Source organism: Rariglobus hedericola (assembly GCF_007559335.1).
GTDB classification, from domain to species: domain Bacteria; phylum Verrucomicrobiota; class Verrucomicrobiia; order Opitutales; family Opitutaceae; genus Rariglobus; species Rariglobus hedericola.
In genome coordinates, this window is record NZ_VMBG01000002.1 from 740,567 (window position 1) to 765,756 (window position 25,190).

General features: G+C 60.8%; 24 protein-coding genes and 1 tRNA gene. 16 read left to right on the plus strand and 9 right to left on the minus strand.

From position 1 onward, the window contains the following. The first annotated feature begins 51 nt into the window (after positions 1-51). Positions 52-1,632 (plus strand): PhoH family protein, encoded by a 1,581-nt coding sequence (locus FPL22_RS13445; protein WP_144230922.1) that lies wholly within the window; start codon positions 52-54, stop codon positions 1,630-1,632. A 78-nt stretch (positions 1,633-1,710) separates the two neighbouring features. Here the strand turns inward: FPL22_RS13445 and FPL22_RS13450 are convergent, their stop codons facing one another. From FPL22_RS13450 to def, 4 genes are all read right to left on the minus strand, one after another. Next, the gene (locus FPL22_RS13450; protein WP_144230923.1) at positions 1,711-2,238 is read right to left on the minus strand and encodes a cob(I)yrinic acid a,c-diamide adenosyltransferase; all 528 of its coding nucleotides are present in this window, start codon (positions 2,236-2,238) and stop codon (positions 1,711-1,713) included. 102 nt (positions 2,239-2,340) lie between these two features. Then, positions 2,341-2,940: an LA_2272 family surface repeat-containing protein gene (locus FPL22_RS13455; RefSeq protein WP_144230924.1), complete on the minus strand. Its 600-nt coding sequence runs from the start codon at positions 2,938-2,940 to the stop codon at positions 2,341-2,343. A 170-nt stretch (positions 2,941-3,110) separates the two neighbouring features. Next, positions 3,111-4,184, minus strand: coding sequence for a Gfo/Idh/MocA family protein (locus tag FPL22_RS13460; protein ID WP_144230925.1), 1,074 nt, complete (start codon positions 4,182-4,184; stop codon positions 3,111-3,113). 111 nt (positions 4,185-4,295) lie between these two features. Beyond that, positions 4,296-4,892 carry a peptide deformylase gene (gene def, locus FPL22_RS13465; RefSeq protein ID WP_144230926.1) on the minus strand — a complete coding sequence of 199 codons (597 nt, stop codon included), beginning with the start codon at positions 4,890-4,892 and terminating at the stop codon, positions 4,296-4,298. A 72-nt stretch (positions 4,893-4,964) separates the two neighbouring features. On the opposite strand from def, the gene FPL22_RS13470 reads away from it, so the two are divergent. Continuing rightward, the gene (locus FPL22_RS13470) at positions 4,965-6,620 is read left to right on the plus strand and encodes a hypothetical protein (RefSeq protein WP_144230927.1); all 1,656 of its coding nucleotides are present in this window, start codon (positions 4,965-4,967) and stop codon (positions 6,618-6,620) included. A gap of 28 nt (positions 6,621-6,648) precedes the next feature. Beyond that, positions 6,649-8,028 carry a hypothetical protein gene (locus FPL22_RS13475; protein WP_144230928.1) on the plus strand — a complete coding sequence of 460 codons (1,380 nt, stop codon included), beginning with the start codon at positions 6,649-6,651 and terminating at the stop codon, positions 8,026-8,028. Positions 8,029-8,185: 157 nt separating this feature from the next. Here the strand turns inward: FPL22_RS13475 and FPL22_RS13480 are convergent, their stop codons facing one another. The 4 genes from FPL22_RS13480 to FPL22_RS13495 form a co-directional block, all read right to left on the minus strand. Continuing rightward, positions 8,186-8,980 carry a sialate O-acetylesterase gene (locus FPL22_RS13480; protein WP_144230929.1) on the minus strand — a complete coding sequence of 265 codons (795 nt, stop codon included), beginning with the start codon at positions 8,978-8,980 and terminating at the stop codon, positions 8,186-8,188. Positions 8,981-9,060: 80 nt separating this feature from the next. Beyond that, complete coding sequence (locus tag FPL22_RS13485; protein ID WP_144230930.1) at positions 9,061-9,801, minus strand: dienelactone hydrolase family protein; 741 nt, start codon at positions 9,799-9,801, stop codon at positions 9,061-9,063. Between the two features lie 92 nt (positions 9,802-9,893). Then, a complete protein-coding gene (locus FPL22_RS13490; protein WP_144230931.1) occupies positions 9,894-10,547 on the minus strand; it encodes a class I SAM-dependent methyltransferase in 654 nt (217 codons plus the stop codon). Further along, the gene (locus FPL22_RS13495; RefSeq protein ID WP_144230932.1) at positions 10,544-11,398 is read right to left on the minus strand and encodes a hypothetical protein; all 855 of its coding nucleotides are present in this window, start codon (positions 11,396-11,398) and stop codon (positions 10,544-10,546) included. Before FPL22_RS13495 ends, FPL22_RS13490 begins: the two co-directional genes overlap by 4 nt. Before the next feature lie 96 nt (positions 11,399-11,494). Here FPL22_RS13495 and FPL22_RS13500 point away from each other — a divergent pair, with 96 nt between their 5' ends. Beyond that, a complete protein-coding gene (locus tag FPL22_RS13500) occupies positions 11,495-12,679 on the plus strand; it encodes a sulfatase-like hydrolase/transferase (protein ID WP_144230933.1) in 1,185 nt (394 codons plus the stop codon). 25 nt (positions 12,680-12,704) lie between these two features. On the opposite strand, the gene FPL22_RS13505 is transcribed toward FPL22_RS13500, so the two are convergent. Further along, positions 12,705-12,792: transfer RNA gene (locus FPL22_RS13505), tRNA-Ser, on the minus strand. 212 nt (positions 12,793-13,004) lie between these two features. Between FPL22_RS13505 and nuoB the strand changes: the two genes are divergently transcribed. From nuoB to FPL22_RS13565, 12 genes are all read left to right on the plus strand, one after another. After that, positions 13,005-13,517 (plus strand): NADH-quinone oxidoreductase subunit NuoB, encoded by a 513-nt coding sequence (nuoB, locus tag FPL22_RS13510; protein WP_144230934.1) that lies wholly within the window; start codon positions 13,005-13,007, stop codon positions 13,515-13,517. Positions 13,518-13,536: 19 nt separating this feature from the next. Further along, positions 13,537-14,166, plus strand: coding sequence for an NADH-quinone oxidoreductase subunit C (locus tag FPL22_RS13515; RefSeq protein WP_144230935.1), 630 nt, complete (start codon positions 13,537-13,539; stop codon positions 14,164-14,166). A 56-nt stretch (positions 14,167-14,222) separates the two neighbouring features. Next, positions 14,223-15,458, plus strand: coding sequence for an NADH dehydrogenase (quinone) subunit D (gene nuoD, locus FPL22_RS13520; RefSeq protein ID WP_144230936.1), 1,236 nt, complete (start codon positions 14,223-14,225; stop codon positions 15,456-15,458). 22 nt (positions 15,459-15,480) lie between these two features. Then, the gene (locus FPL22_RS13525; RefSeq protein WP_144230937.1) at positions 15,481-15,969 is read left to right on the plus strand and encodes an NADH-quinone oxidoreductase subunit NuoE family protein; all 489 of its coding nucleotides are present in this window, start codon (positions 15,481-15,483) and stop codon (positions 15,967-15,969) included. 17 nt (positions 15,970-15,986) lie between these two features. Continuing rightward, complete coding sequence (nuoF, locus tag FPL22_RS13530) at positions 15,987-17,345, plus strand: NADH-quinone oxidoreductase subunit NuoF (RefSeq protein WP_144230938.1); 1,359 nt, start codon at positions 15,987-15,989, stop codon at positions 17,343-17,345. Positions 17,346-17,367: 22 nt separating this feature from the next. Further along, complete coding sequence (locus tag FPL22_RS13535) at positions 17,368-19,056, plus strand: NADH-quinone oxidoreductase subunit G (RefSeq protein ID WP_144230939.1); 1,689 nt, start codon at positions 17,368-17,370, stop codon at positions 19,054-19,056. Between the two features lie 15 nt (positions 19,057-19,071). Next, positions 19,072-20,241, plus strand: a complete 1,170-nt coding sequence (locus tag FPL22_RS13540; protein ID WP_144230940.1) for a complex I subunit 1/NuoH family protein — start codon at positions 19,072-19,074, stop codon at positions 20,239-20,241. A 21-nt stretch (positions 20,242-20,262) separates the two neighbouring features. Next, positions 20,263-20,802, plus strand: coding sequence for a NuoI/complex I 23 kDa subunit family protein (locus FPL22_RS13545; protein WP_144230941.1), 540 nt, complete (start codon positions 20,263-20,265; stop codon positions 20,800-20,802). A 65-nt stretch (positions 20,803-20,867) separates the two neighbouring features. After that, positions 20,868-21,398, plus strand: coding sequence for an NADH-quinone oxidoreductase subunit J family protein (locus FPL22_RS13550; protein WP_144230942.1), 531 nt, complete (start codon positions 20,868-20,870; stop codon positions 21,396-21,398). Beyond that, a complete protein-coding gene (nuoK, locus tag FPL22_RS13555) occupies positions 21,395-21,700 on the plus strand; it encodes an NADH-quinone oxidoreductase subunit NuoK (protein WP_144230943.1) in 306 nt (101 codons plus the stop codon). The genes FPL22_RS13550 and nuoK overlap by 4 nt, the downstream gene beginning before the upstream one ends. Positions 21,701-21,713: 13 nt before the next feature. Next, the gene (gene nuoL / locus FPL22_RS13560) at positions 21,714-23,636 is read left to right on the plus strand and encodes an NADH-quinone oxidoreductase subunit L (protein WP_144230944.1); all 1,923 of its coding nucleotides are present in this window, start codon (positions 21,714-21,716) and stop codon (positions 23,634-23,636) included. Positions 23,637-23,657: 21 nt separating this feature from the next. Beyond that, positions 23,658-25,178: a complex I subunit 4 family protein gene (locus tag FPL22_RS13565; RefSeq protein WP_144230945.1), complete on the plus strand. Its 1,521-nt coding sequence runs from the start codon at positions 23,658-23,660 to the stop codon at positions 25,176-25,178. Positions 25,179-25,190 lie beyond the last annotated feature (12 nt).

A 25,190-nucleotide genomic window follows, 5' to 3' on the forward strand; every position in this document is an offset into this window, starting at 1 on the left:
CAGAATACGTTCTGTCAGCAGACTTACTCACAAGTTATCCACCACCCTTAAATGGAACACCTGAGCGAGGCTAAAGCCTCTAAAACGCAGCTCAAGGTCTCTGCAAAGGCGAAGACCTTCGTCCTGGACACCAACGTCCTCCTCCACGACCCGCAGTCGATATTCAAATTCGAGGACAACAACCTGGCCATACCGGTCGAGGTTTTGGAAGAACTGGATGCCATCAAAACCGAGCAGTCCACCGAGCGCGGCCGCAATGCCCGCCGCGTGCACCGCATCCTCTCGGAGCTTCTGCCCGATTCGCGCTCCATGCACGAAGGCGTGAAGCTGGAAACGGGCGGCACGCTTTCGGTCATCATCAATCCCTACATGGCGGACAACACCGCCATGCGTGATGCGCCGCTGATGCAAAAGCTGCGCGCGGTGCTCTCTGACTTTTCGAAGAAGGACAACCGCATCATCGCCTCGGCGCTCTTTGTGCAGGAGCGCTATTCGCCGCCGACCATCCTTGTCACCAAGGACGTCAACGTCGCCCTCAAGGCGCGCGCCGTCGGTCTCGAAGCGCAGGACTATCTCAACGACAAGGTCCCCGAGACCGATGACGAGGACGCTTATCGCGAGATTCCGGTCACGATCTACGAGATCCAGCGCTTCTGCTCCGAAGGCGAATTCAGCCTCGATGAAGACACCGCCAAGGGTCTCTACCTTAACGAATACGTGCTCCTTCGTTCCGACGAGGGCAAGACGATGCCCGCCCGCTACTACGGCGAAGGCCTCGTGAAGCGTCTGCGTATTCCCGAAAGCATCAAAGCTCCCGGTGGCATTTCGATCCGCTCGCGCAATCTTGAACAGCAGTTCTTCATGGACGCGCTGCTCGATGATTCGATCGCGCTGATCACCTGCTTCGGCAAGGCTGGCACGGGCAAGACCCTGCTCTCGATCGGTTGCGCGCTCCACCAGACGCATGACGACCGCTCGCTCTACGACGGCGTGTCGATCTCCCGTCCGGTCATGGCACTCGGCAAGGACATCGGTTTCCTGCCCGGCACGATGGAGGAAAAGATGAAGCCCTGGCTTCAGCCTTACTTCGACGCGCTTGAGGTGCTCATGCCCTCGAAGCCCACGAAGGAGCCGCAATTCGCCGCGAAGAAAGTCTCCAAGAAACAGCAGAAGAAACAGCCTAGCGCCTTGGAAACATCGCGCCAGGAGTCCGTCTCCAGTCACGGCGGTCCAAATGGTGGCGGCCACGGTGGTGGCAATCATGGCGGCGGTGGTCATGGTCCGGCCGCTCCGATGAAACCATACGAGCGTCTGATTAAGAGCGGTCTCGTCGAGGTGGAGGCGCTCTGCTTCATCCGCGGCCGATCGATTGCCCGCCGCTTCTTCATTCTGGATGAAGCGCAGCAGCTCACGCCGCACGAAGTGAAGACGGTCATCACGCGTATCTCCGAAGGTTCGAAGATCGTGCTGATCGGCGATCCGGCCCAGATCGACAACCCGTATGTGGATGCGCGCAGCAACGGTCTCGTTTACTGCCACAACCGCATGAAGGGCCACGCGATCTCCGCACACGTAAAGCTCACCAAGGGCGAACGCTCGAAGCTCGCCGAACTCGCGGCCGACCTGCTCTGAGTCCGGTCAGTCTGTAACGGGTATCCGAATACAAAACGCCCGCCTCTTTTTTGGAGGCGGGCGTTTTTTGTTAAATCCTCACATCTCGGCCTGCCGTGCGAAGAGCCAGAGGAGGTCGGACACGCGGTTGATGTAATGACCGAGCAGCGGACGCACGGTGCGGCCCTGAGCGGGCAGGCCGACGAGACGGCGTTCGGCACGACGCGCGGTGGTGCGCGCCAAGTCGAGCGCGGCGGCGTGGAGGTTCGCGCCAGGCGTGGCCCAGCCGTCGAATCTCACGTTTTGCGCTTCGACCGCGGCCACGGCTTCGTCGATACGCACGAGATCGGCATCGGTGAGCTTGGGAAACTCGGATTCGGCGTAACGGGCGGCGTCCGTCTCCGCGCAGGCGATTTCGCCCATGAGATTGACCAGATCTTTCTGGATGCGCTCGAGCTCGGTGCGACGCGCCGCGTCGGCGCAGGTGGCCTTGGCGAAGCCCACGGCGGCGTTGAGCTCGTCAAAAGCGCCGACGGCTTCGATTTGCGGATGATCCTTGGGCACGCGCTGGCCGTAGAGAAAGCCAGTGGTGCCGTCGTCGCCGGTGCGGGTCGCGATGGATGACATGCGGCGAACTTCACGGCGCGGCGGGCTTTTCGCCAACGGAAAATAAAAAGCCCCGGGAATTATTCCCGAGGCGTGAACCCTGACTTGGCGGAGCCGGTGAAATCAGAAGCCGATATTGATGATCGGGAAAACCTTGGGCAGCGGGTCAAACTGGTCCCAGTCGCGGGTATTGACCTGATTCCACAGACCGATCTGCACGCCTTTGAGGCTTTCGGCATAGTTGATGAAGCCAAACTGAATGCCGTAAACATGCTTGGAGACATTCACGAGGCCGATGCCCAGACCGGACATGTTCGCAGTGGCGAGGGCGTTGAAGTTGAGCAGACCGGTTTGCAGACCGGTGACCTTGGATTGGTTAAGGTTCACCCAGCCGCTTTGCCAGCCGCTCACTTCACCTTGTGCGTTGTTGACGACGCCCCACTGGACACCGGTGGTGGTGCCGCCGACGTAGTTATAAAGTGTGAAAATACCGCCCAAGCCGGTGAAGTCGCCGGTGGTGGAATGGGCGAAACCGATATCGAGGCCCTTTACGTTGCGATTTTCGCCGTAGATCTGAAGGCGGATACCGGAAACATCTTCAGTCGAATCCACGAGCTGCGGCTCGGGTGCCCAGAGTGAGGCTTGAAAAAAAGATTCGGCGCGGGCGGAAACAAACAGGCTTCCAATGGCGGACAGAAACAAGACGGCTTTTAGCGATTTCATTGGGGGTAGGGGCTAACGTGATCGCAGGGGTAGGATCACGTTATGAGTCTGATTAATTGACGCAAAAAAGCACGCTCTTTAACGCCCGCTTTTGTAAGCAAGGAGTTAAAAAACGTGCCATTGCACGTGACTCTTTGACCGCGAAAAATACCCGGTGTTCGCGAAAAAAATCAGGCGATTTTTTTCGCGGCGGCCTGGGCCTTGAGGCAGAGCTCGGCGGCCTTGAAGGCGTGAGCTTGCGTCATGGCTTTTTCAGTGCGGTGGAGACAGTCCAGAATGAGTTCACCGAAGTAACGGAAGCCGACCTGTCCCTCAACGTGGAGATGCTGTTCACCCTTTTCATCAACGAGGTAGACATGATTGCCAGTTTTCTCGCGGCCCACATCGACGTATTTACGCAGCTCGATGTAGCCCTTGGTGCCGAGGATCGTCATCCGTCCGTCGCCCCAAGTGCTGAGGCCGGCGGGAGTGAACCAATCGACGCGGATGTAATTGGACGTGCCGTTGTTGCCGACGAGGCTGGCCTCGCCGAAATCCTCGAACTCCGGCGTGTCGGGATTCGCGTAGTTGGCGACGGCGGCGTTGGTCACGGTGGCGTCGGTCGCGCCGGTGAAGGTGAGGAACTGTTCGAATTGGTGGCTGCCAATGTCGCACAGAATGCCGCCGTATTGCTCCTTTTTGAAGAACCAGTCGGGGCGGCCGGTGCCGAGGCGGTGCGGTCCGAGGCCGATTACTTGAATCACGCGGCCGATGGCGCCCTGTTGGACGAGATCGGTGGCATACATGGCGGATTCAACGTGCAGGCGCTCACTGAAATACACGGCGTATTTGCGACCAGTGCGGGCGACGACCGCCTTGGCCTCGGCGAGTTGATCGAGGGTGGTGAACGGCGTCTTGTCGGTGAAGTAGTCCTTGCCGGCTTCCATGACACGGCAACCGAGGGCGCCACGCAGATTGGGAATGGCGGCGGCGGCCACGAGCTGCACGGCGGGATCGGCGAGAACTTCGTCCAGCGAGCGGGCGACCTTCGCGCTGGGAAACCGGGAAGCAAGAGCTTCGGCCTTGGCGGTGTCGGCATCGTAAACCCACTTGAGTTGCGCTCCGGCTTCGACGAGGCCGTTGCACTGGCCGTTGATGTGGCCGTGATCGAGATGGACGGCGGCGAAAATGAATTCGCCGGGTTTGACGACCGGGCGGGGTTTGCCCTGAGGGGCGTAGTTCATTCCGTCAGATTTTTGGCTCATGGTAAGGGGAAAGGGTTACCCAGAATCCAAACTGAATCCCCCGCGTGAGGCGAGGGAAGGAATCCTGCAAACTGTCTCAGCGGTGGTATGAAACCACCGGTCTGCCCGGACTTATTTTTCGCTGCAACCGGTGGCGCCCGCCTCGGCTTCGCCCTGTTCACGGGTTTCTTTCGCGAGTTCCTTGATCTCTTTCTCGATGCCCGTGCGCACTTTTTTCTCCATACGATCAATGAAGAGCGTGCCGTTGAGATGATCGACCTCGTGCTGGATGCAGCGTCCGAGCAAGCCATCGCAAACCAGAGTGTGTGAAGTGCCTTGCAAATCTTGAAACACCACGCGGATCACATCGGGCCGGATTACATCGCCGCGGATATCCGGAAACGACAGGCAGCCTTCCTCGTAAACGGTTTTTTCGGACGGCAGCACGGTCACAATGGGATTGGCCAGAGCGAGCGGCATGAACAATTCCAGCGGCGGTCGGGCGCCATCGAGTTCCCACTCGAAGTCACGATCGGCCGCGCGCAGGTCCACCACACAGAACTGGAGCGCCTTGCCGACTTGCTGCGCGGCGAGCCCGATGCCGGACGCGGTGTGCATGGTGGCCACCATCTGCTCCGAAAAGAGAGCGAGAGCGGAGTCGAAAACCTTCACGGGCTCGCCCTTTTTGCGGAGCACGGGGTCGTTGTAGCGAACAATTCGGAGGGCCATGTGTCTTCTATGTTTAAGGCCGCGTAACGTGTATTTGCCATGCGCGTGCGGCAAACGAATACTTTAACGCGCATGACGTCCTCCCGTTCTCCCTTTTCCGGATCAGCTTCGATCTGGATGCTTGCCGGCCTGTTGCTGCTGGCGGCGGCGTGGATCGTGCCCGTCAATCTGAAGTCGGTCACCCCCGCGCTCTTAAAGGAGGCCGGCGAAGGCACATCCACCGTGGCCCGGCTCGGACGCCAATTGCTCGACCGTGAGAAACCCGGTCCGGCCGCACTCGTGCTCGCCGCGTCGCGCACCCTCGGTGACCCGCAGGCACCGGCGCTAGCCACGGCGATTGACAACATTACCCACCGCCAGCCCGAACTCGTGCCGTGGGGCGGCTGGGATCCGTTTCTCGATCCGCTTTTCAGCCTTAAGGAAAACACCGGCCGCAGCGCGAGCACACCCGTCCTCACGTTTTTCATCACCGAAAAATCCCGCGCCGGCCTGCTCGCCTACCTGAAAAATTCGCGCTCGCAAGGCGTGCAAACGTTGCTGCGCGTGCGCGACGTTCCCGAGGCGGGGCGCTTTGTGCCTGCGACCAAGCCCGGCGGCCAGACGCTCGATGCCGTGGTGCTGCTTTCCGCGCTGCTTTATCAGGGCGATCATTTTTCAGCTCCGCTTCAACGCGAGTTGCGCGATTTGGCGCAGACCGCTGCGACGCAAAACAACCTGGGCGAATTGGAGCCCGCGTTCATCGACCTGCTTTCGCTGGGACGTCGGCTTGATTGGATTCAGCTCACCGAGTTGATGCGGGTGACCGACAGCGTGAAAACCACCGGAGAATTCGCACAGCTCGCGCGCGCCGCGTCCGACGATCTGCCGGTGATTTATGCCGCCGCGTTGCTCACCGGGTCGGCGGATCGCGTGGCGACGTATCTGTTGAAATACGGTCGTCCGGGCATGGACGATCTAAAGCTGGCTCTCACGCTCGGCCAGGGCGCCACGGAGCAGCTGCTTGCGCGCCAAGTGCCGGTCAACCGCCAGCCCGCCCCGTCGTTCGGCCCGATTACATTGATGGCGTTGCTCTACCCGAAGCTGGCGCTGATCGCCAAGTATCTCGGGTTTCTGTTGGGAGCCTTCTGTGTATTTCGCGGTCTGGAGAGTTTGCTCTTTGATGATACTGGCGACCGTTCGCTGCCTCGGGTGAAGAGCGGCGCGCTTGCGATTTTGACCGCCGCGCTGCTCGTGCTCGGCACGGAACCCTTCCTGCTCAAAACACCCGCACCTTCCGAATTTCAACTCAAGTTAACCATTCCCGTCCTCGCCAATATTTCCGACCCTGCCTCTCTCACGCCCACGGCTCCCACGTTTAACATGGATACTTCAACTCTCTTCACCATCGGGTTCTTCGCCCTGCTCCAGATCGGCATGTATCTTTACTGCCTCTCCAAGATCCGCGAAGTCGACCGTCAGGCCGTGCCCGCGCTCCTCAAACTCCGTCTCATGGAAAACGAAGAGAACCTCTTCGACGGCGGCCTTTACATCGGCATCGCCGGCACCGCCACCGCGCTCGTGCTTCAGGTGCTCGGCGTCATCCAGCCGAACCTGCTCGCCGCCTATTCCTCGAACCTTTTCGGCATCTGCTGCGTTGCGCTGATTAAGATCCGTCATGTGCGTCCCTACAAACGCAGCCTGATCCTGGCCGGCCAGGCCGAGTCGAAACCGGTGATCGCGGTGGCTTGATGCCCCACACTCTTCAGGCCTTGGCGCCATGAACAAAACACTCCTTCTCATCCTCTGCGACTTCCTGCTGCTCACGCTGCTGGCGTTGACCGACTGGCAAAAGGCCGCGCCGGTCCAACCCGCCGCGCCGCTGCCGCCCGCAAGCGTAACGCCGGGAGCCGGCGCCGCCACCAAGGATGACGATATCGTCTCCCTGATGAAGCTTTCGCTCGAGGACGAACGCACCCAGCGCGACCAGCTCTCGCAGCAGTTGCAGACCACGCAGACGACTCTCAGCGATCGCGATAAGTCCCTCGCCGAAACCTCCACCGCGCTCGCCGACACGCGTGCGAAGGCCGATGACCTTTCCTCGAAATACACCAAGGCCGCCGCCGATGCGTCGTTGACCAAGGAGCAGCTCGACCAGTTGCGCAAAGACCTCGAGAAGCGCCAGGCCGAGGCCGAGCGTCAGGCGAAGGAACTCGCCGCCCTCGAAAAACAGCAGGCCGAGGCCCGTGCGAAGATTGAGGATCTCAACGTGTCTGTGCGCGTCGCCGAGCAGGAGAAACAGTTGCTCCGCACCGCGGCCGAATCGTTGAAGGTTCAAGTCGAGGCCGAGCGTGAGGAACGCATCAAAGTGCAGGCGGCCACCACGCAGCTGGCGCAAGGCGTCGGCCAGCTTGCCGACAGCTCCACCGCGCTCACGAAGGAGATTCGCGACAACCGTCCGATCAATGTGAACATTCTCTTCAACGACTTCCTCGCCAATCGCGTGCAGACCTCGTTTGTCGGCACGCGCCCCGGGCTCTTCGGCGTGAAGACGGAGAACAAGGACACGCGCACGATCTTCGTGACCGACGGACGCGATACGTTCGCATTGTTTCATATCAACGACACGCCGTTCACGTTGAGCGAAATCAACTGGAACTGGAACACGTTGAAAGCCGAGTTCCGCAAGGACGGTTACTCCACGACGTCTGAGCGCCTCACATTTCTCGCAGTTGATCCGCGCGTCGCTGTCATGCCGGTCACGGCCGAACAGCAGGCGGCCTTGGGCGTGAAAGCCTATCCTATTGCACTCGAGCCGTTCAAATACACCGAGGCTTTACTCATCGCGAATGGCGGCACTGGCTACGGCGAAATTCCGTTCAAACTCGATCCGGCGAATCCGAGCTATGTGCGCATGGACAACCGTCTCGTTCGCCGCCTGTTTGGCGATTTCTCGCCGTCGCGCGGAGACCTTGTGCTGAGCAAAACGGGCGAGCTCCTCGGCATCATGGTGAACAGCGAATACTGCGCGCTGGTGAATAACTTCCTGCCGTCGCAGGTCATCCGCACGGGTGATGATCTGGCGAGCCGTCCCACGGCCAAACAGTTCGACGACCTCACGTTGCGCCTGCGCAAACTCCCGCTGCGCATCCAGCAGTGAGTCGCACGACGCACGGCTGAAAAGAAGACGGCGCACTCCCCAGTGCGCCGTCTTTGTATCCCTATATGTATGTGAGCCGGCCTTGCCTGCCGGTTACCTTTACCCAGACGTCGCGAACTCGCGGCCGGTTACAGCCGTCATTTTTTTGGAGGGGCGATTAAGGTTTTTTTGAGCGCGACGAAGTTGCCTGCAATGACTGCAACGCGGCGAAGTAGCGCGCGCCGAATTCCTTCAGCGCTTCCGAGCTGAAGTGCAGTTCGTCGCCTTTGTGGCCGAGCCCGGCGGAGGAAACTGCGGCGGCATGCGGGATCAACGAAGGCAGGGTGTTGATCTGTTCGTTGATCACGCGCGCGAAGGGGGATTTGTCGCCCTTGCGCGTGTAGAGGAACTCTCCCAGTTCGCCCGCGATGAACGGGACGTCAGGCGCATTGAGATCACGCCGAAAGCCGGCGGCGACCTCGGCGAGATTTTCCGCGTAAGCACGCGCCTTGGTTTCATCGCCTGACTCGGACTCGCCTTGGTGCCAGAGAATGCCTTTCAGCCGTCCGCTTTGCTGGGCGAGCTTGGCGCGTGCGAGTGCCGCTTCGTAGAGATCGGCACCGGGCTTCCAACGCGCGATTGGTGTGCCGCCCACGGCGCACGGAATGAGGCCGACGGTTACACCGGGATTTTTTGCGGCTGCCAGTTTGGCAAACGTGAACCCAAGGCCCACGCCGGTCATGCCCGGTTTATCGAAGTGAATCGGCTCACCTTGGGACACCCAGGCATTCTCTTTGTTAAGGACGAAAATGCGCGGATCGGGTTTGCGATCGGCTTCGCTGAGTGCACCGCGGCCGGCCATGTTTGACTGGCCGATGAGCAGGTAGAGATCGAGCGATTCTGGCTTGGTGGCGAAGGCAGGAGATCCGGAAAAAAGACCGCAGAGCAAACTGACAATAAGAAATCGTTTCATGGGGAAGGCATCAGCTTGGTGCGCTGCGCAGGCAGCGTCAGGCGGGTGCGTCTGAAAACAGATTCCCAATCCGGCGCGGGTTAACTCAGCCGGCGACGGAAGAAATCCACGGTCATGCCCATTGTGAGGTGCGCGAGTTCGGCGTCATAGCGAAGGCCTTCGTCGCGGAGGAAGGCGTGGGCGCCGTTGAATTCGTGCCAGGTGAACGTCGTGCCGGCCGCAGTGAGGGCGGAGTAGATTTTGGCGCGACCTTCGCCGGGCACGTGCGGGTCCTGGCGTCCCCAGATCATCATGAGTTCACCTTTGATGTCGGGAATGCGGGCGAGCGAGTCATCGGCCTTTCCTTTCCCGAGCGAACCCTGATGGATGTCGGTCGCGTAGAAACACGTCGTGGCGTTGACTTCGGGCAGCATGGCGGCGCGGAAAGAGAGGTGTCCGCCGAGGCAGATGCCAATGGCGCCGACGCGGCCGTTGCCGTTGTCATGATTTTTCAAATACGCGACGGCTGCGCGGGCGTCATCGTCGTAGGACGCGAGCTCCTTGGCGTATTTGAGTTCGTTGCCTTTGTCGGCACCCGCTTGGTCGTAGGCAAGCACGGTGCCGGCGGGCAGGAATTCGTGGTAAACCTCGGGCACGGCGACGATGAACCCGTGGCCGGCGAGAAACGCGGCGGTGCGCCGGATCGGTGCGGTGATCTGGAAAATCTCCGAATACAAAACGATGCCCGGATGACGTCCGTCGCCAGTGGGACGAAACACCTGCGTGCGCATCAAGCCGCGCGGCGTGGGAAGATCGACGACTTCGGGTTCGCGAATGGTCATGGCCGCCGAGCGCAACACGCCCCAACCGCCTTGGCAACCCGCCGCATCGTGGACGCCTGCACCCGTTATCCGATCAGTCAGTTTGTAACTTATTAAGTTACAAACTGGTTTTTATACACGGCGCTGCGGAGGAAGCAGCCTTGGCGGGAGGTTTCGGCGAGCAGGTGGAATCCGGCGGTTTTGAGCAGTGCTTCGGCAGGAGGAAGTTCCCTGATGGCGAGGCCGGTTTGCCAGCGGAAAAAGGTGAACATCAGCGCGAGCCAGATGCGTGCGCGGGTTCGGGCCCAGCCACGGACGACAGGCAACGCAAAGTCCGCATACAACCAGATGGCGTCGGGCTTGAGCGACGGTCGCACGTGGTCGATACAGACACGGATTTGTTCGGGTGAAAAACAATCGAGGAAGAATAGCGTGGTGACCGCGTCGTAAGTGTTGCGCGGAAATTCAGCGGTGAGAACATCGGCCTGAAGCAAGGTGACGCGCTGGCGATCCGCCGGACTGAGGCGATCGGCGGCGCGTCGAAGCATGCCGGCGCTGAAATCGACCGAGTCGATCTGCGCATGGGGTGCAAGTTGGCATGCGAGGGCGAGGCCGCGGCCATCGCCGTCACCGAGGAGCAAGATACGTTGGCGTCCGCGCAACTGCTCGAAGTGCTGGAAGCGTGCGCGTTCCAATGCGCGGCCAAAGGCGAGAAATTCCAGTGACCGATAAAACCGGGCGAGTGGATCGTAGCCGTTGGTTTTCATGGGATGAAAAACAACACGACGGGCGTGATGAGCGTGAAATCCACCAAGGCCCGCGCGGTTTCACGACCGATGCGCGGTTGCGCGAGATCGAGCAGACCGAGGAGCAGACCGCTCGCCGCGGTGCAGAGTGCGCCGGGGTGGGTTGGGTCGGAATTGAGGACGGCAGAAAGTAATCCGGCGATCAACAGCAGCCATGGCAGCGCATGGATGAGCGTCCACCGGCCCTTGAGTTGGAGGGCGAGGGAGGTCTGGCCGTGCAGCGTATCAACTTCTTTTTCCCAAGAGGCGATGAGCGCGCAATTGGAGAAACAGAGAAGTCCGAACAGCGTGACGGGAATAATGAGTGATGTGATTTTTTCGGGTGCGAGGACGGCGGGCGCGAGTGCGCAGCCGATGGCGAAGATCACCGCAATGACGATTTCTTTGGGCAGGCGCAGCGGATGATGTCGATGAACCAGCTGGTGCGAAAACAAATACAGAACAGTGGGAATGAGCAGGATGAAGCCGGCTTTGAATTCGCGTTCATCCAGGCGTCCGAGGGCGATGACGGTGGTCGCAATGATCGCGGCGATACCGACCCAGAAGACCGGCCAGCGGTTGCGAATGTAGAATTCATGGCGACGCGTTTGCACGGTGTTCGGGTCGAGCCGCCAGCCTTCGATCCACCGATCGGCCGCGTAGATGATCCACACGGCGAGACCGATTAAAACGGGGTCGTGCCAGTCGAGGTGCACGTCGAGTTTGCGGGCGAAGAGAGCCTGCCAGAGCACGGCTACGAACGGGGCGTCGAGGGAAAGCGTGGAGGGCCATTGCCACCAAGGCGGGCGTCGCGATGTGCGGGACTGCGGCATGCGACGATGACTGAAGCGTGGGGATCGGTTGGAAGCAAAGGCTGGTTTTGCGTTGAAGGTTTGCGCGGCGGGGCGGCGGTGTGCGTTGATGACGGTATGTCGTCAACGGCCGCGCCCAACATCCTGTGGATCGTCACCACGCAGTGGCGGGCGCAGGCGTGCGGTTATGCGGGTGACGTGAATGCGCGCACGCCTCACCTCGATGCGCTGGCGGCGCGATCGGTGAATTACACGCAGGCGGTGACTCCGCATCCGTTCGGGCCGTTTGCCCGTGCGGCGTTGTTGACCGGTGTGCGTTCACCGGAAAACGGCGTGCGCGATTACTACGATCCGCTGCCGGTGGAGGCGCGGACGATTGCTCATGAGATGAACGACCGGGGGTATGCGACGGCGTTTTTTGGAAAGTGGCATTTGGCGCAACGCGATCCGGCGGCGGCGTTGGTGGGCGAGACGCATGCAAAGATGATTGTGCCGACGGAGTCGCGCGGTGGGTTTCAGTTTTGGGAAGGATTCGAGGGCGGGTTTTTGCTCAACGATCCCTGGCTGCACGGAACACGGCTTCCGGAGCCGGTGCGGTTCTGTGGTTATCAAAGCGACGTGCTGTGCGAACGGGCAGGGGAGTGGCTTGGCGGTAGCGCGCGACTGCCGGGCGCACCATGGTTTGCCGTCGTGAGTTTGGAGGCTCCTCATCCGCCTTATGATGCGCCGGCGGCAGGCGTCGAGCCGCGCGCTATGGTGCTGGCGGATAACGTGCCTGTGTCGGTGGCGGAAAAAGCCACGCGTGAACTGGCGGGTTATCATGCGCATATTGAGGCGACTGATCGCGCGATCGGTCGATTGGTTGCCGCGCTGCCCGAGGATGTGATCGTGGTGTTCACTTCGGTGCACGGAGACATGCACGGCGCGCACGGGTTGTTTCGCAAGGGATGGCCCCACGAGGAAAGCGTGCGCGTGCCATTGTTGGTGCGCGGTGCACCGAGCGTCGAGCCCGGGGAGGGGAATCCGCACGGCTGCTCGGTTGAACCGGTCTCACTGCTGGATTTACCGGCAATGACGCTCGCATGGTCTGAAGGCCGGTCATGGACCTGTCAGCGGGACCGGGCGGAGATTTCGATGCCGAGTGTCGTTGCGCTCCCTTATCAATGCGACCGGACTTGGCGCGGCTGGCGATCGGCTACGCGGAAAGAAGTTTTCAACACGGATGGCACGCCGTGGCTGGCGTTTGATTTGGCGGCCGACCCTGGCGAGGTCAGGAATTTGACCAATAAAAAACCCGGCTGATTAAGGCCGGGTATTTTTTAAAAACTGGCGGAGAGGGAGGGATTCGAACCCTCGGTAGGTTGCCCTACACACGCTTTCCAAGCGAGCGCATTCGACCACTCTGCCACCTCTCCGTTTTGATGTTCTGGACAAACCTCCGAAGAGCTCTGTCCGATGGGCGAAGGGCAGAGGAAGTCGGTTCACTCCGCGCGGGTCAATGGTGAAAAATCTGATCTTCGGTTCGCCGCGGACTCATACCGGTTGCGTTTCCGAAATGCGTCTTGCGCGACCTTGCACGGGTGCTACGGTTCGCCGGTTTAGGACCTTTTAACCACGACCAACGACCATGGTTTCAGCTAATAACGAACTGGCATACAACACGAAGATCGAGGGTGACATTGTTGTCACCCGTGCCGATGCCGTGATCAACTGGCTGCGCTCCTCCTCCGTGTGGCCCATGCCGATGGGCCTCGCGTGCTGCGCCATCGAGCTGATGGGCGTCGCCGCCGCCCGATTCGACATCGCCCGCTTCGGCGCCGAGGTGTTTCGTTTCTCCCCGCGCCAGGCCGATTGTATGATCGTAGCCGGCACGGTTACTTACAAAATGGCTCCGCACGTCCGCCGCATCTATGACCAGATGGCCGAGCCGAAGTGGGTCATCGCCATGGGCGCCTGCGCTTCTTCTGGCGGCATGTATCGCAGCTACGCCACCCTGCAAGGTGTCGATCAAATCGTTCCCGTGGATGTATATATCAGCGGTTGTCCTCCGCGCCCCGAAGCGTTGTTGGACGCTTTGATGAAGCTCCAGTCGAAGATCAAAAAAGAGCCTTCGGCCAACACGCTCCTGCAGTCGGCTTAATTTTCCCCGCATACTTTCCATGACCGCGCCCGCCGACGTCACCGCCTCCCTTCAGGCCAAGTTCCCTGCCGCCACCCTGCGCCCTTCCGGCGATCATCCGGCGCTCAACCTTCCCATGGGCGAGGTTGTTGCCGCTCTTAAATACCTGCGCGACGAGTTCGCTTACGATTTCTTGGTGGACGTCACCGCCATCGACAACGGCGTCGAAGCCACCCCGCGTTTCACGACGGTCTGGCACGTTTATTCCACCACCGGCCACGGCTATGTGCGCATCGCATCCGATTGCGCCAGCGACGAAGATCCCGTTGCGCCGACTGTCTCGCACATCTGGCCCACCGCCAACTGGCACGAGCGTGAGACCTACGATCTGCTGGGCGTTAAATTTTCCGATCACCCCGATCTGCGTCGTATCCTGATGTGGGACGGCTATCCGTATCACCCGTTGCGCAAGGATTTCCCGCTGGCAGGCATTCAAACTCCGCTGCCCGACCTTGAGGTGGCGGATCTTACGAAAGCTTCGGTCAAGCCTGCGCCGATGATGGGCGGACCGTTCGTCGCCTCGTCCGGCGAGATGAACATGACCGACGCCGAGCCTCGCGCCAAAGACGAAAGCTGGACCGAGCGCCGCGAAAAACCGGCCTCCGAATAAACCGCCTGACCCGCGCAACGACCGACAGACCTTTTCGACCTTAGACCCAATTTCCGATGGCCACCGAATACGCTTTTCCCGACAACGCCGCCAAGACCGCCGACGCGGCCGCTCAGGAATTCCAGACCGAGAAAATGTCGCTCGCGATGGGCCCGTCCCATCCGTCCACGCACGGCGTGCTCCGCCTCCAGCTCGAGCTCGACGGCGAAATGGTCACCGCCTGCGATCCGATCCTCGGCTACCTTCATCGCGGTGACGAAAAAATCGCCGAGAACATGACCTACAACCAGTTCGTGCCCTACACGGACCGGTTGGACTACCTCGCGCCTCTCGCCAACAACGTCGCTTACGCCATCGCTGTTGAAAAACTCGCCAACCTCAAGGTGCCCGCCCGCTGCGAGGCGATCCGCGTCATCTGCTGCGAACTCGCCCGCATCTCCGCCCACCTCCTCGGTCTCGGCGCCTACGGCATCGATGTCGGCGCGTGGTCGGTGTTCCTCTACTCGTTCGAAGAGCGCGAAAAACTCTACAAGCTCTTCGAAGAGCTCACCGGCGCCCGCTTCACCACCAGTTACACCCGCATCGGCGGCGTCGCCCGCGACGTCCCCGAGGGTTGGAATGACCGCGTCGGCAAGTTCTGCGACCAGTTCCTGCCGATCCTCGAAGAGATCCTCACGCTCCTCACGCGAAACAAGATCTTCACCGATCGCACCCAGGGCGTGGGCATCATCTCGAAGGAAGACGCGATCGGCTACGGTCTCACAGGCCCCAACCTCCGCGGTTCCGGCGTCGCCTTCGACCTCCGCAAGGACAAGCCTTACTCCGGCTACGAACAATACGAGTTCGACGTCCCCGTCGGCACGACCGGCGATTGCTACGACCGCTATCTCTGCCGTGGCGAGGAAATGCGCCAGTCCGTCCGCATTGTCCGCCAAGTCCTCAAAAACTTCCCCTCCGGCTCCTACTACGCCGAGGACGCGAAGAAGATCTTCGCCCCCCGCAAGGACAAGGTGCTCACCTCGATGGAAGAGTTGATCAACAACTTCATGATCACCACCGAGGGCCCGCAGATGCCCGCTGGCGAAGTCTATTTCGAGGCCGAAAACCCGAAGGGCGCGCTCGGTTTCTTCATCGTCAGCAAGGGCGGCGGCGTGCCTTACCGCATGAAGATCCGCAGCCCCAGCTTCTGTAATCTCTCCGTCCTTCCCAAGGTCTGCCAAGGCAACCTGGTCTCCGATGTCGTCTCCATCCTCGGCTCCCTCGACTTCGTCATGGGTGAGTGCGACCGGTGATCCTTTTTCTTATTTCGCTTCGATGAATCTCAAGCCCGAAACCTTCCAGCGTATCGACGAAGTCATTACGCACTATCCGGTGAAGCGCAGCGCCACGCTGCCGCTCCTGCACCTCATCCAAGAGGACGCCGGACACATCTCCGACGAGGCGATCACCTGGATCGCGACCAAGCTGGAACTCCAGCCGATCAACGTGCTTGAGGTCGTCACGTTCTACCCGATGTTCCGCCGCGCGCCCATCGGCCGCCGCCACATCAAGGTCTGTCGCACGCTCTCCTGCGCCCTCAGCGGCGGCTTCAAAACCTGCGAAACCTTCGAGAAGGAATTCTCCACCCACCGCGGCGAGATTTCCCCCGACGGCGAAGTCACCGTCGAGTTCGTCGAGTGCCTCGCCTCCTGCGGCACCGCGCCCGTCGTCCTCATCGACGAAACGCTCCACACCAAAGTGGACGCCACCAAAGCCAAACAGCTCTCCGACCAGATCAAGGCCGAGGCCGCCGCCCGCAAGTAACCCTTACGCTCACCGCCATGTCTGCTCCCGCCCAACAACGCATCATTTTCCAGCACATCGACGAGCCGGGTTACACCAACGACATCGAGTGCTACCTCCGCAACGGCGGCTATGAAGTCCTCAAGAAATCCGTCGGCCGCAAACCCGAGGAGCTCATCGACGAGGTCAAAAAATCCGGCCTGCGCGGACGCGGCGGCGCCGGTTTCCCCTGCGGCGTGAAGTGGGGTCTCGTTGACCGGAAGAGCGGCAAGCCGATCTACCTCATCGTCAACGCCGACGAATCCGAGCCCGGCACCTTCAAGGATCGTTACATCATGCACCAGGATCCGCACCAGCTGATCGAGGGCACGATCATCAGCTGTTTCGCGAACAACGTTAAACAGGCTTACATCTACATCCGCGGCGAAATGCCTGAAGGCGCCCGCATTCTCGAAAAAGCCATTGCCGAAGCCCGCGCCAAAAACTTCGTTGGCCCGAACATCCTCGGCACCGGTTACTCCTGCGAAATCTACGTCCACCGCGGCGCCGGCGCCTACATCTGCGGCGAAGAAACCGGTCTCATCGAATCCCTCGAAGGCAAGCGCGCCAACCCGCGCATCAAGCCCCCGTATTTCCCCGCCGTCCTCGGTCTCTACCAGTGCCCGACGATCGTGAACAACGTCGAGACGCTCTGCCAAGTGAAGTATATCTGTGACGTCGGCGGCGAGGCCTACGCCAAGATCGGCACGCCCGGCAACACCGGCACGCGCATCTTCTGCGTCTCCGGCCATGTCCAGCGTCCGGGTTACTACGAGTTCCCCGCCGGCACCATCACGATGGGCCAGCTGCTTAACGACGTCTGTGGCGGTCCGCTTCCCGGACGCACCTTCAAGGCCGTCATCCCCGGCGGTTCCTCGGCGAAAGTTCTGAAGTTCGGCGAACGTTACAAGGGCAAGCGCAAGGTCGGCGCCGACATGGTCGATTACGATTGGGGCGTTGAAGACGTTCCCATGGATTTCGATTCGCTCGCGATGATCGGCTCGATGGGCGGCTCCGGCGGCGTGATCGTCATGGACGACACCGTCAACATGGTCGAGGCCCTCGCCAACATCAACGCGTTCTACTCCCACGAGTCCTGCGGACAATGCACGCCCTGCCGCGAAGGCTCGTTGTGGATGAAAAAAATCTCCTCGCGCATGGTCAACGGTGACGCCCGCCCGCAAGACGGCGCGTTGCTGAAGAGCGTGGCCGACCAGATTCCTGGCCGCACCATCTGCGCCTTCGGCGAAGCCTGCTCGTGGCCCACCCAGAGCTTTACCATCAAGTTCAAAGACGAGTTCGACGCCTATTCCGAGGTGAAGAAAACCCTTCCTGCCGACCGCACTGTCCTCGTCTGATCCACCTCGACTACCTTTCGCAATGATCCAGCCCGCCAAACCCGACCTCGTCACCGTCAACATCGACGGCAAGGAGATCGCCGTGCCCAAGGGCACCAACGTCATCGAAGCCGCCCGCCTCGTGAACGTTGACGTGCCCCACTACTGCTACCACCCGAAGCTCGCCGTGGTCGGCAATTGCCGCATGTGCCTGATCGAAATGGGCATGCCCGCCGTCGATCCCGCCACCAAGGTGCCGATCATGGACCCGGCTACCGGCAAGCAGAAGATCAACTGGATCCCGCGCCCCCAGATCGGCTGCGGCACCAACGTTTCCCCCGGCCTCCACGTCAAGACCACCAGCCCGATGGTCAAAGACGCCCGCGAAGGCGTGATGGAGTTCCTCCTCATCAATCACCCGCTCGACTGCCCGATCTGCGACCAGGCCGGCGAATGCAAACTCCAAGAGCAGGCCACCGGTTACGGCCGCGGCTACTCGCGCTTCATCGAGCAAAAGAACGTGAAGCCCAAGCGCACCCAGCTCGGACCGCGCGTCACGCTCGACGATGAACGCTGCGTCCTCTGCTCGCGCTGCATCCGTTTCTCCCGCGACGTCGCCGGCCAGGACGTCCTCGGTTTCGTGGACCGCGGCAGCTACTCCACGCTGACCTGCCACCCCGACAAGAAGCTCGATCACAACTACTCTCTCAACACGGTGGATATCTGCCCCGTCGGCGCTCTCACCTCGACGGACTTCCGTTTCAAGATGCGCGTTTGGTTCCTCAAGCAGACCAACTCCATCTGCACCGAGTCCTCCGCCGGCGTTAACTCCGTCGTCTGGTCCCGCGAAGGCGTCATTTACCGCATCACCCCGCGCCGCAACGACGAGGTGAACGAAACCTGGATGCCCGACTCCGGCCGCGTCCTCTACAAACAGGTCCAGTCCGCCGACCGCCTCAAGTCCGGCACTGCCCTCGACGCGCTCGTAGCTCAGGCCGCAGCGATCTTCAAGACCTCCGCCGGCGCGATTTCCGTCGTCGGTTCCGGCCGCAGCTCCGTCGAAGAACAATTCGTCACCAAGAAACTCGCCGCCGCCCTCGGCGCGCAAGCGCATCTGGTGAAGCGGGTGGGGGAGGGCGACAAGCTCCTCATCTCCGCCGACCGCAATCCCAACACCCGTGGCGCCCTCGTCACCGGCCTGATCTCCCAGCTCCCCTGCGCCGAGCTCAAGCAGCTCTCCGGCGAGATCGACTCCGGCAAAGTGAAGACGGTCGTCGCGATCAATGAAGACCTCCTCGCCGCCGGCCTCACCGCCGCGCAGCTCGCCAAGGTCTCCGTGATCTACCTCGGCACCCACGCCAACGCCACCAGCGCCGCCGCCAAGGTCGTCATCCCGACTGTCACGGTTTTTGAAAAAGCCGGCACGTTCATCAACCAGCAGTTCCGTATCCAGAAATTCATACAAGCGGTTCCTCCGCTGTCCGGCGCGCACAACGACCTCACGGCTCTCGCCACGCTTTCCGCCGCCGCCGGTTCGCCGGTTGCCTCCGAGCTCGGCACGCTCTGGCCCGTGATCGCCGCCGAAGTCCCCGCGCTCGGCACGATGCTATACAAGAACATCCCCGAGACCGGCCTCCTCCTCGATTCCACTCCGTGGGCCGGCCTGCCTTTCGCTGAAGGCGAAACCCTCCACTTCAAACCCGCCGCGCCCGCCGCCGCCGTGACCGCCTAATCCAGACGCGCCGCCATGTTCGACTTTTACTTCAACCTCCCGCTCTGGCTCCGTCTCGTGCTCCAAGGCACGGCCGTGATCCTTGTGCTCTTCCCCATCGCCGCCGCGTGTTCGATGGCCGAGCGCAAAATCTCCGCCTGGCTCCAGGGCCGCCCCGGCCCCAACCGCACCGTGCCTCCGATCCTCGCCTGGATTCCCGGCATCGGCGTGTTCCAGCGTCTCGGCCTTTTCCAGCTGGCGGCCGACGGCGGTAAATTCACGTTCAAGGAAGACCCGATTCCCGGCCACGTGAACAAGTTCTACTTCGTCGCCGCGCCGATCCTCGCGATGATCCCCGCGCTTTCGACCATCGTGGTCGTTCCTTTCGGCGCGTATTTTAACGAGGCCGGTAAACTCGTGCCCATCATCCTCGCCAACCTGGATATCGGCCTCCTCGCCGTGTTCGCGGTTTCTTCGCTCGGTGTTTACGCCGTGATCCTCGCCGGTTGGGCCTCTAATTCCAAATACCCGTTTCTCGGCGGCGTGCGTGCCTCGGCCCAGCTCATCTCGTATGAGCTTTCAATGACGCTCTCCGTGCTGCCGGTGTTTCTCTGGATCAACGCTCCCGGTGGCGAAGGCACGCTGAGTCTTTTCCGCGTCGTCGAACTGCAGTCCGGCTCCGGCTTCGCGTGGGACAGCGTCTGGTATGTGTTCTATTTCCCGCTGTCGGCGTTCATTTTCCTGGTCGCGCTCTTTGCCGAGACCAACCGCCAGCCGTTCGACATGCCTGAGTCCGAGTCGGATCTCGTCGGTGGTTTCCACACCGAATACGGCGCCTTCAAATGGTCGCTCTTCTTCGTGGCGGAATACTGTCACATGATTGTCGGCTCGGCCGTGTTCATCCTCCTCTTCTGCGGCGGCTGGAATCCGCTCCCCGGCCTGCCGCTGGGCGATGTGATCCACTGGCTCTCCGGCTTCGCGTCATGGGCCGCGCATCCGCTTGTCATGGGCCTGATCGGCATCGGCATCTTCCTCGGCAAGGTCTTTGCCTCGATCTTCTTCTTTATGTGGGTGCGCTGGACGCTCCCGCGCTTCCGCTACGACCAAGTGATGACCATCGGTTGGAAGAAGCTCCTCCCGCTGGCGATCGCCAATCTGATTATCTACACGCTCGGAATCGCGGTTCTCGCGCATCTGAAAAAGTAATTTCCCAACAAATTTCGCGCCATGGCCGTCATCCAAGTCGAACGCAAACCGCTCTCCTTCGCCGAGCGCACCTACATCCCGCAGATTCTCGGCGGGTTGAAGACCACGTTTAAGCACCTGCTCAAACCCACGGTCACTCTGCAATATCCCGAGCAGCGCCCCGAGATCCCGAAAAATTACCGCGGCGTTCCCACGCTGGTGAAGGATCCCAACGGACGCGAAAAGTGCGTGTCCTGCCAGCTCTGCGAATTCGTCTGCCCGCCCAAGGCCATCCGTATCACGCCCGGCGAGATCCCCGAAGACTCCATCAACGCCCACGTCGAGAAAGCTCCGCAGGCCTTCGACATCGACATGCTGCGCTGCATATACTGCGGCCTCTGCCAGGAAGTCTGCCCTGAGGAGGCGATCTGGCTGCAAAACCAATTCTCCATGTCCGGCTACACCCGCGCCGAGATGGTGAACAACAAAGCGAAGCTCTACGAACTCGGCGGCACGCTCCCCGACGATCACTTCAAGTGGGACAAAAAGAAGTCCGCCGAAGAACACGGCAACGCGCACTGATTTTTAAAGCAGCGAGTAACGCCTGTTACTCACCACCCGCTACTCACTCCTTTTCCCAAACGCCCATGTCGTCTGACATTTTCTTTTATTTCTTCGCCGCGCTGACCGCCGGCTCCGCGCTCGCGGTGGTGCTCACCAAGAACACCGTCGCCTCCGCGCTCAGCCTCCTGGTCAGCCTCGTCGGCGTTGCCGCGATCTTCGTTCTGCTCGACGCCTTCCTCCTGGCGGCGCTCATGGTGTTCGTTTACGCGGGCGCGGTCGTCGCGTTGTTCCTCTTCATCGTGATGTTGCTCGACAGCCACGGCGGTGACCGCAAGCCGTTCAAGAAGGCGACCATCGTTGCCGGTGCGTTTGCGTTCGTGCTGCTGGTTCTGGGCGTCTTCACCTTCGCGAAACACGTCTCGATCGAGACGCCTGCCGCTGAATCATCCGCCGCGACCTTGGTGCCCGTCGGCGCCAGCTTGCGTGCTTACGGCGAACAACTCTTCACGACCTACCTGCTGCCGGTGCAGATCGTCGGATTTCTACTCTTGATCGCCATGCTTGGCGTCATCGTGCTCAGCAAAAAATTTGAAGGCCTGGAGGACGTAAAATGACCGTCGGACTCAATTCATATCTCATCCTTAGTGCGATTCTCTTCGCGATCGGCTTCTTCGGGGTTCTGCTCCGCAAGAACACGCTGGTGATCTACATGTGCCTCGAGCTCATGCTGGTCGCCTCGACCGTCGCCCTCGTCGCGTTCTCGCACTTCAACCGCACCAATGACGGCAACGTCTTCGTGTTCTTCATCCTCACGGTCGCCGCCGCCGAGGTTGCGGTCGGCCTCGCAATCATCGTGGCCCTTTTCCGTCGCCGCCAGACCATCCAGGTCGAGGAGCTCAACGCGCTGAAAAACTGATCCCCTTTCCAACGTGTCTAATTCCGTTTTCGGCTATTCGCCCACTGTAATCGCGTTGCTCACGCTGCTGACGCCTCTCGCGTCGGCCCTCGTGATCGCCCTCTTCTTCCGTCGTGCCGGCGGCATCGCTGCGCTCGTCTCGACGTTCACCGCCGCCATCATCGCGGCCGGCGGACTCACGCTCGCCTTTGGCGGATATCGTGACGCGGCGGTGGATGCGTCCGCCGCGTGGCTGTCGCTCGGAAGCTTCACGCTGTCGCTCGGCATCAAGTTCGACGATCTTTCCGCGCTGATGATCTCCATCGTCGGCGTGGTCGGCCTGTGCGTGCACGTGTTCTCGCTCGGCTACATGCATGACGACGAGGCCAAGGCCCGCTACTTCGGAGGTCTCTCGATTTTCATGTTCTCGATGCTCGGCATCGTGCTCGCGGACAATCTGTTCATGATTTTCATCTTTTGGGAACTGGTGGGCTTCAGCTCTTACGTCCTCATCAATCATTATCACACCAAGCAGACCGCCGCCGACGCCTCAAAGAAGGCTTTCATCACCAATCGCGTTGGCGATTTCGGCTTTCTGCTCGGCATTATCGGAGCTTACTACGCGTTTGGCACCGTCAATCTGACCGAGATCGCCGCAATCAGCGGAGCCGGCGCCAGCTACAATATCATCGCGCTCCTGCTCTTCTGCGGCGCTGTTGGTAAATCTGCGCAGGTTCCGCTTCACGTCTGGTTGCCGGACGCGATGGAAGGACCGACGCCCGTCTCGGCCTTGATCCACGCCGCCACGATGGTGGCCGCCGGTATCTTCATGTTGTGCCGCATTGAGCCGCTGTTCGCCGCCGCTCCGATTGCGCTCAACGTCGTTACTTGGATCGGTGCGATTACTGCGCTTTACGCCGCGCTGTGCGCGATCACGCAGAGCGACATCAAGAAAGTTCTCGCTTACTCCACGCTGTCACAGCTCGGCTACATGGTCGCCGCGTTCGGTCTGGGTCGTCTCGAACTCGTGCCCCACGGTGAAGTTGGCCAGCTCGTTTTGATCTCCGCCGGCGCTGGCGCCGCGATGTTCCACCTGACCACTCACGCATTCTTCAAGGCGCTGATGTTCCTCGGTTCCGGTTCCGTCATTCATGGCTGCCACCACGAACAGGACATCTTTAAGATGGGCGGTCTCTCAAAGAAGATGCCGCTGACGTTCATCACGTTCACCATCGGCGTCGCCGCCATCGCCGGCCTGCCGTTCCTCTCCGGCTTTTATTCGAAGGATGCGATTCTTCACCTCGCGCAGGAAAAGAACTACGCCGTGTTCGTGGTGCTCTTCATCACCGCGATCCTCACCTCGTTCTACATGGTTCGCATGTGGAAGCTGGTTTTCCTCGGTGCTCCCCGCAGCGACGACGCTTCGCACGCCCACGAAGGCGGCATTTCGATGACGCTGCCGTTGGTGGTGCTCGCGGTTCTCGCGGTGGTTGCCGGTTACACCACGCATGAAGGCGGCGGCTTGATCTACGGTGATTCGTTCAAGGCCGTCTGGTCGCAGATTCCCCATGCCGAGGGTCTGGGTGTTTACGTGATGAGCATCGTGATTCTCGCGGTGGGCGCGGGCGCAGCCTTTGCCCTCTACAAGCCCGCGGCGGCCGATTCGCTCGCCGCCAAGTCGCCAGTGCTTTTCGCGTTTCTCTCGTTTTTGAAAGGTTCGTTCGACGGTGCTTACAACTGGTATGTCGCCAAGGTTCAGCAGCGTTTCGCGCTGATTCTTGAATTCCTGGAGCGGGTTTTCCTTTCCGGCCTGATCATCCGCGGTGCCGCCGGTGTGGTCGGCTTGGTCGGTCTTGGCGCGCGCGCGCTGCATGTCGGCAGCCTCCACGCCTACGTTTACTGGTTCCTGTTTGGCGCGGCCGTTCTCTGGGCCTTCGCCGGCGGTTGGCTCAACTAAAGCCCTTTCGATTTAAACGTCATGTTCTCCCATCTTCTTCTGCTCTCCATCGTGGCGCCGCTCGCGGCTGCGTTGGTGATCTCCGCCGGTATCCCGACGCGTCTTGCCAAGATCGTCGCCGCTCTCGGTTTCCTGGCACCTGCGCTCATCGCGCTGCACGTGTGGTATCACTTCCCGCTCGGCGCCGGTGCCGGCTATGAGTTCAAGGAGCTCTACGAAACCGGTCTACAAGGTCTGGGTATCAAGCTGCACCTCGGACTCAACGGCATCGCGCTGCCCCTTTATGTGCTCGCCGGCATCGTGGGTCTCGCCGCGGGTCTCTATGCCATCCAGTCCGGTGCCGAGCGTCTCAAGACTTACCTCGCGCTGCTGCTGGTCATGCAGGCCGGTCTGATGGGCGTCTTCGCCAGCGTGGATATCTTCTTCTTCTATTTTTTCCACGAACTCGCGCTGATCCCGACCTTCATCATGGTCGGAATCTGGGGTGGCAAAGATCGTGGTTACGCCGCGATGAAGATGACGATTTACCTCACCGCCGGTGCGATGCTTTCGCTCCTCGGTTTGATCGCCATCTATTACAAGAGTGGTGCCGAGAGCTTCGATCTCATCACACTGCGCCAGGTGATTTCTGAAGGCGGCATCAAGGCCGGCACGCAGAACCATATTTTTGGCCTGCTCATGTTTGGTTTCGGTATTCTGGTTTCCCTCTGGCCGCTGCACACGTGGGCGCCGCTTGGTTACGGTGCCGCGCCGAGTTCCGCCGCCATGCTGCATGCCGGTGTGTTGAAGAAGTTTGGTCTCTACGGTCTGGTGCAGATCGCCGTGCCGTTGCTGCCGCTGGGTGCCGCTCACTGGGCCCAGCCGCTGGCTTGGCTCGCGGTGGTCGGTAACATTCTGGTGATCGGCTTCATCACCATCGCCCAACGCGACCTCAAGCAGATGGTCGGTTACAGCTCGGTCATGCACATGGGCTACGCGTTTCTCGGCGTGGCCACGCTGACTGCGGTCGGTGCCGGTGGTGTCGTTCTCATGATGGTGGCGCACGGTCTCTCGGTCGCGTTGCTGTTCATGCTCTCGACCAGCGTTTATCACCGCACGCAGACATTCGATCTCACCGAGATGGGCGGACTCGCGCAAAAGGCTCCGGTCCTTGCCGCGTTCTTCGTCACCGCCACCATGGCCAGCATCGGTCTTCCCGGTCTCGCCAACTTCTGGGGTGAACTCACGATCTTCGTCGCCGCCTGGCAATTCTCCAAGGTCCTTACGGTGCTCTCCGTGTCCGGTGTGGTGATCTCGGCGATCTACGGACTGCGTGCCGCCGCCAAGGTTTTCTTCGGCCAGCCGACCGAGGCGTTTGCCAAGGTCATTGCGGAAAAACCTCCGGTGGATCTCCGCTGGTCCGAAAAGATTCCGGCGCTGATCCTGATCGCTGCACTCCTCTTCATCGGTTTCTGGCCGAAGTCGCTTTCCACGCCGCTGAACGCCGCGTTGGAAATCGTTTATCCGGCCAAGGGTCCAATCATCACCATCGTCGGCCAGTAATCCTGTAATTTT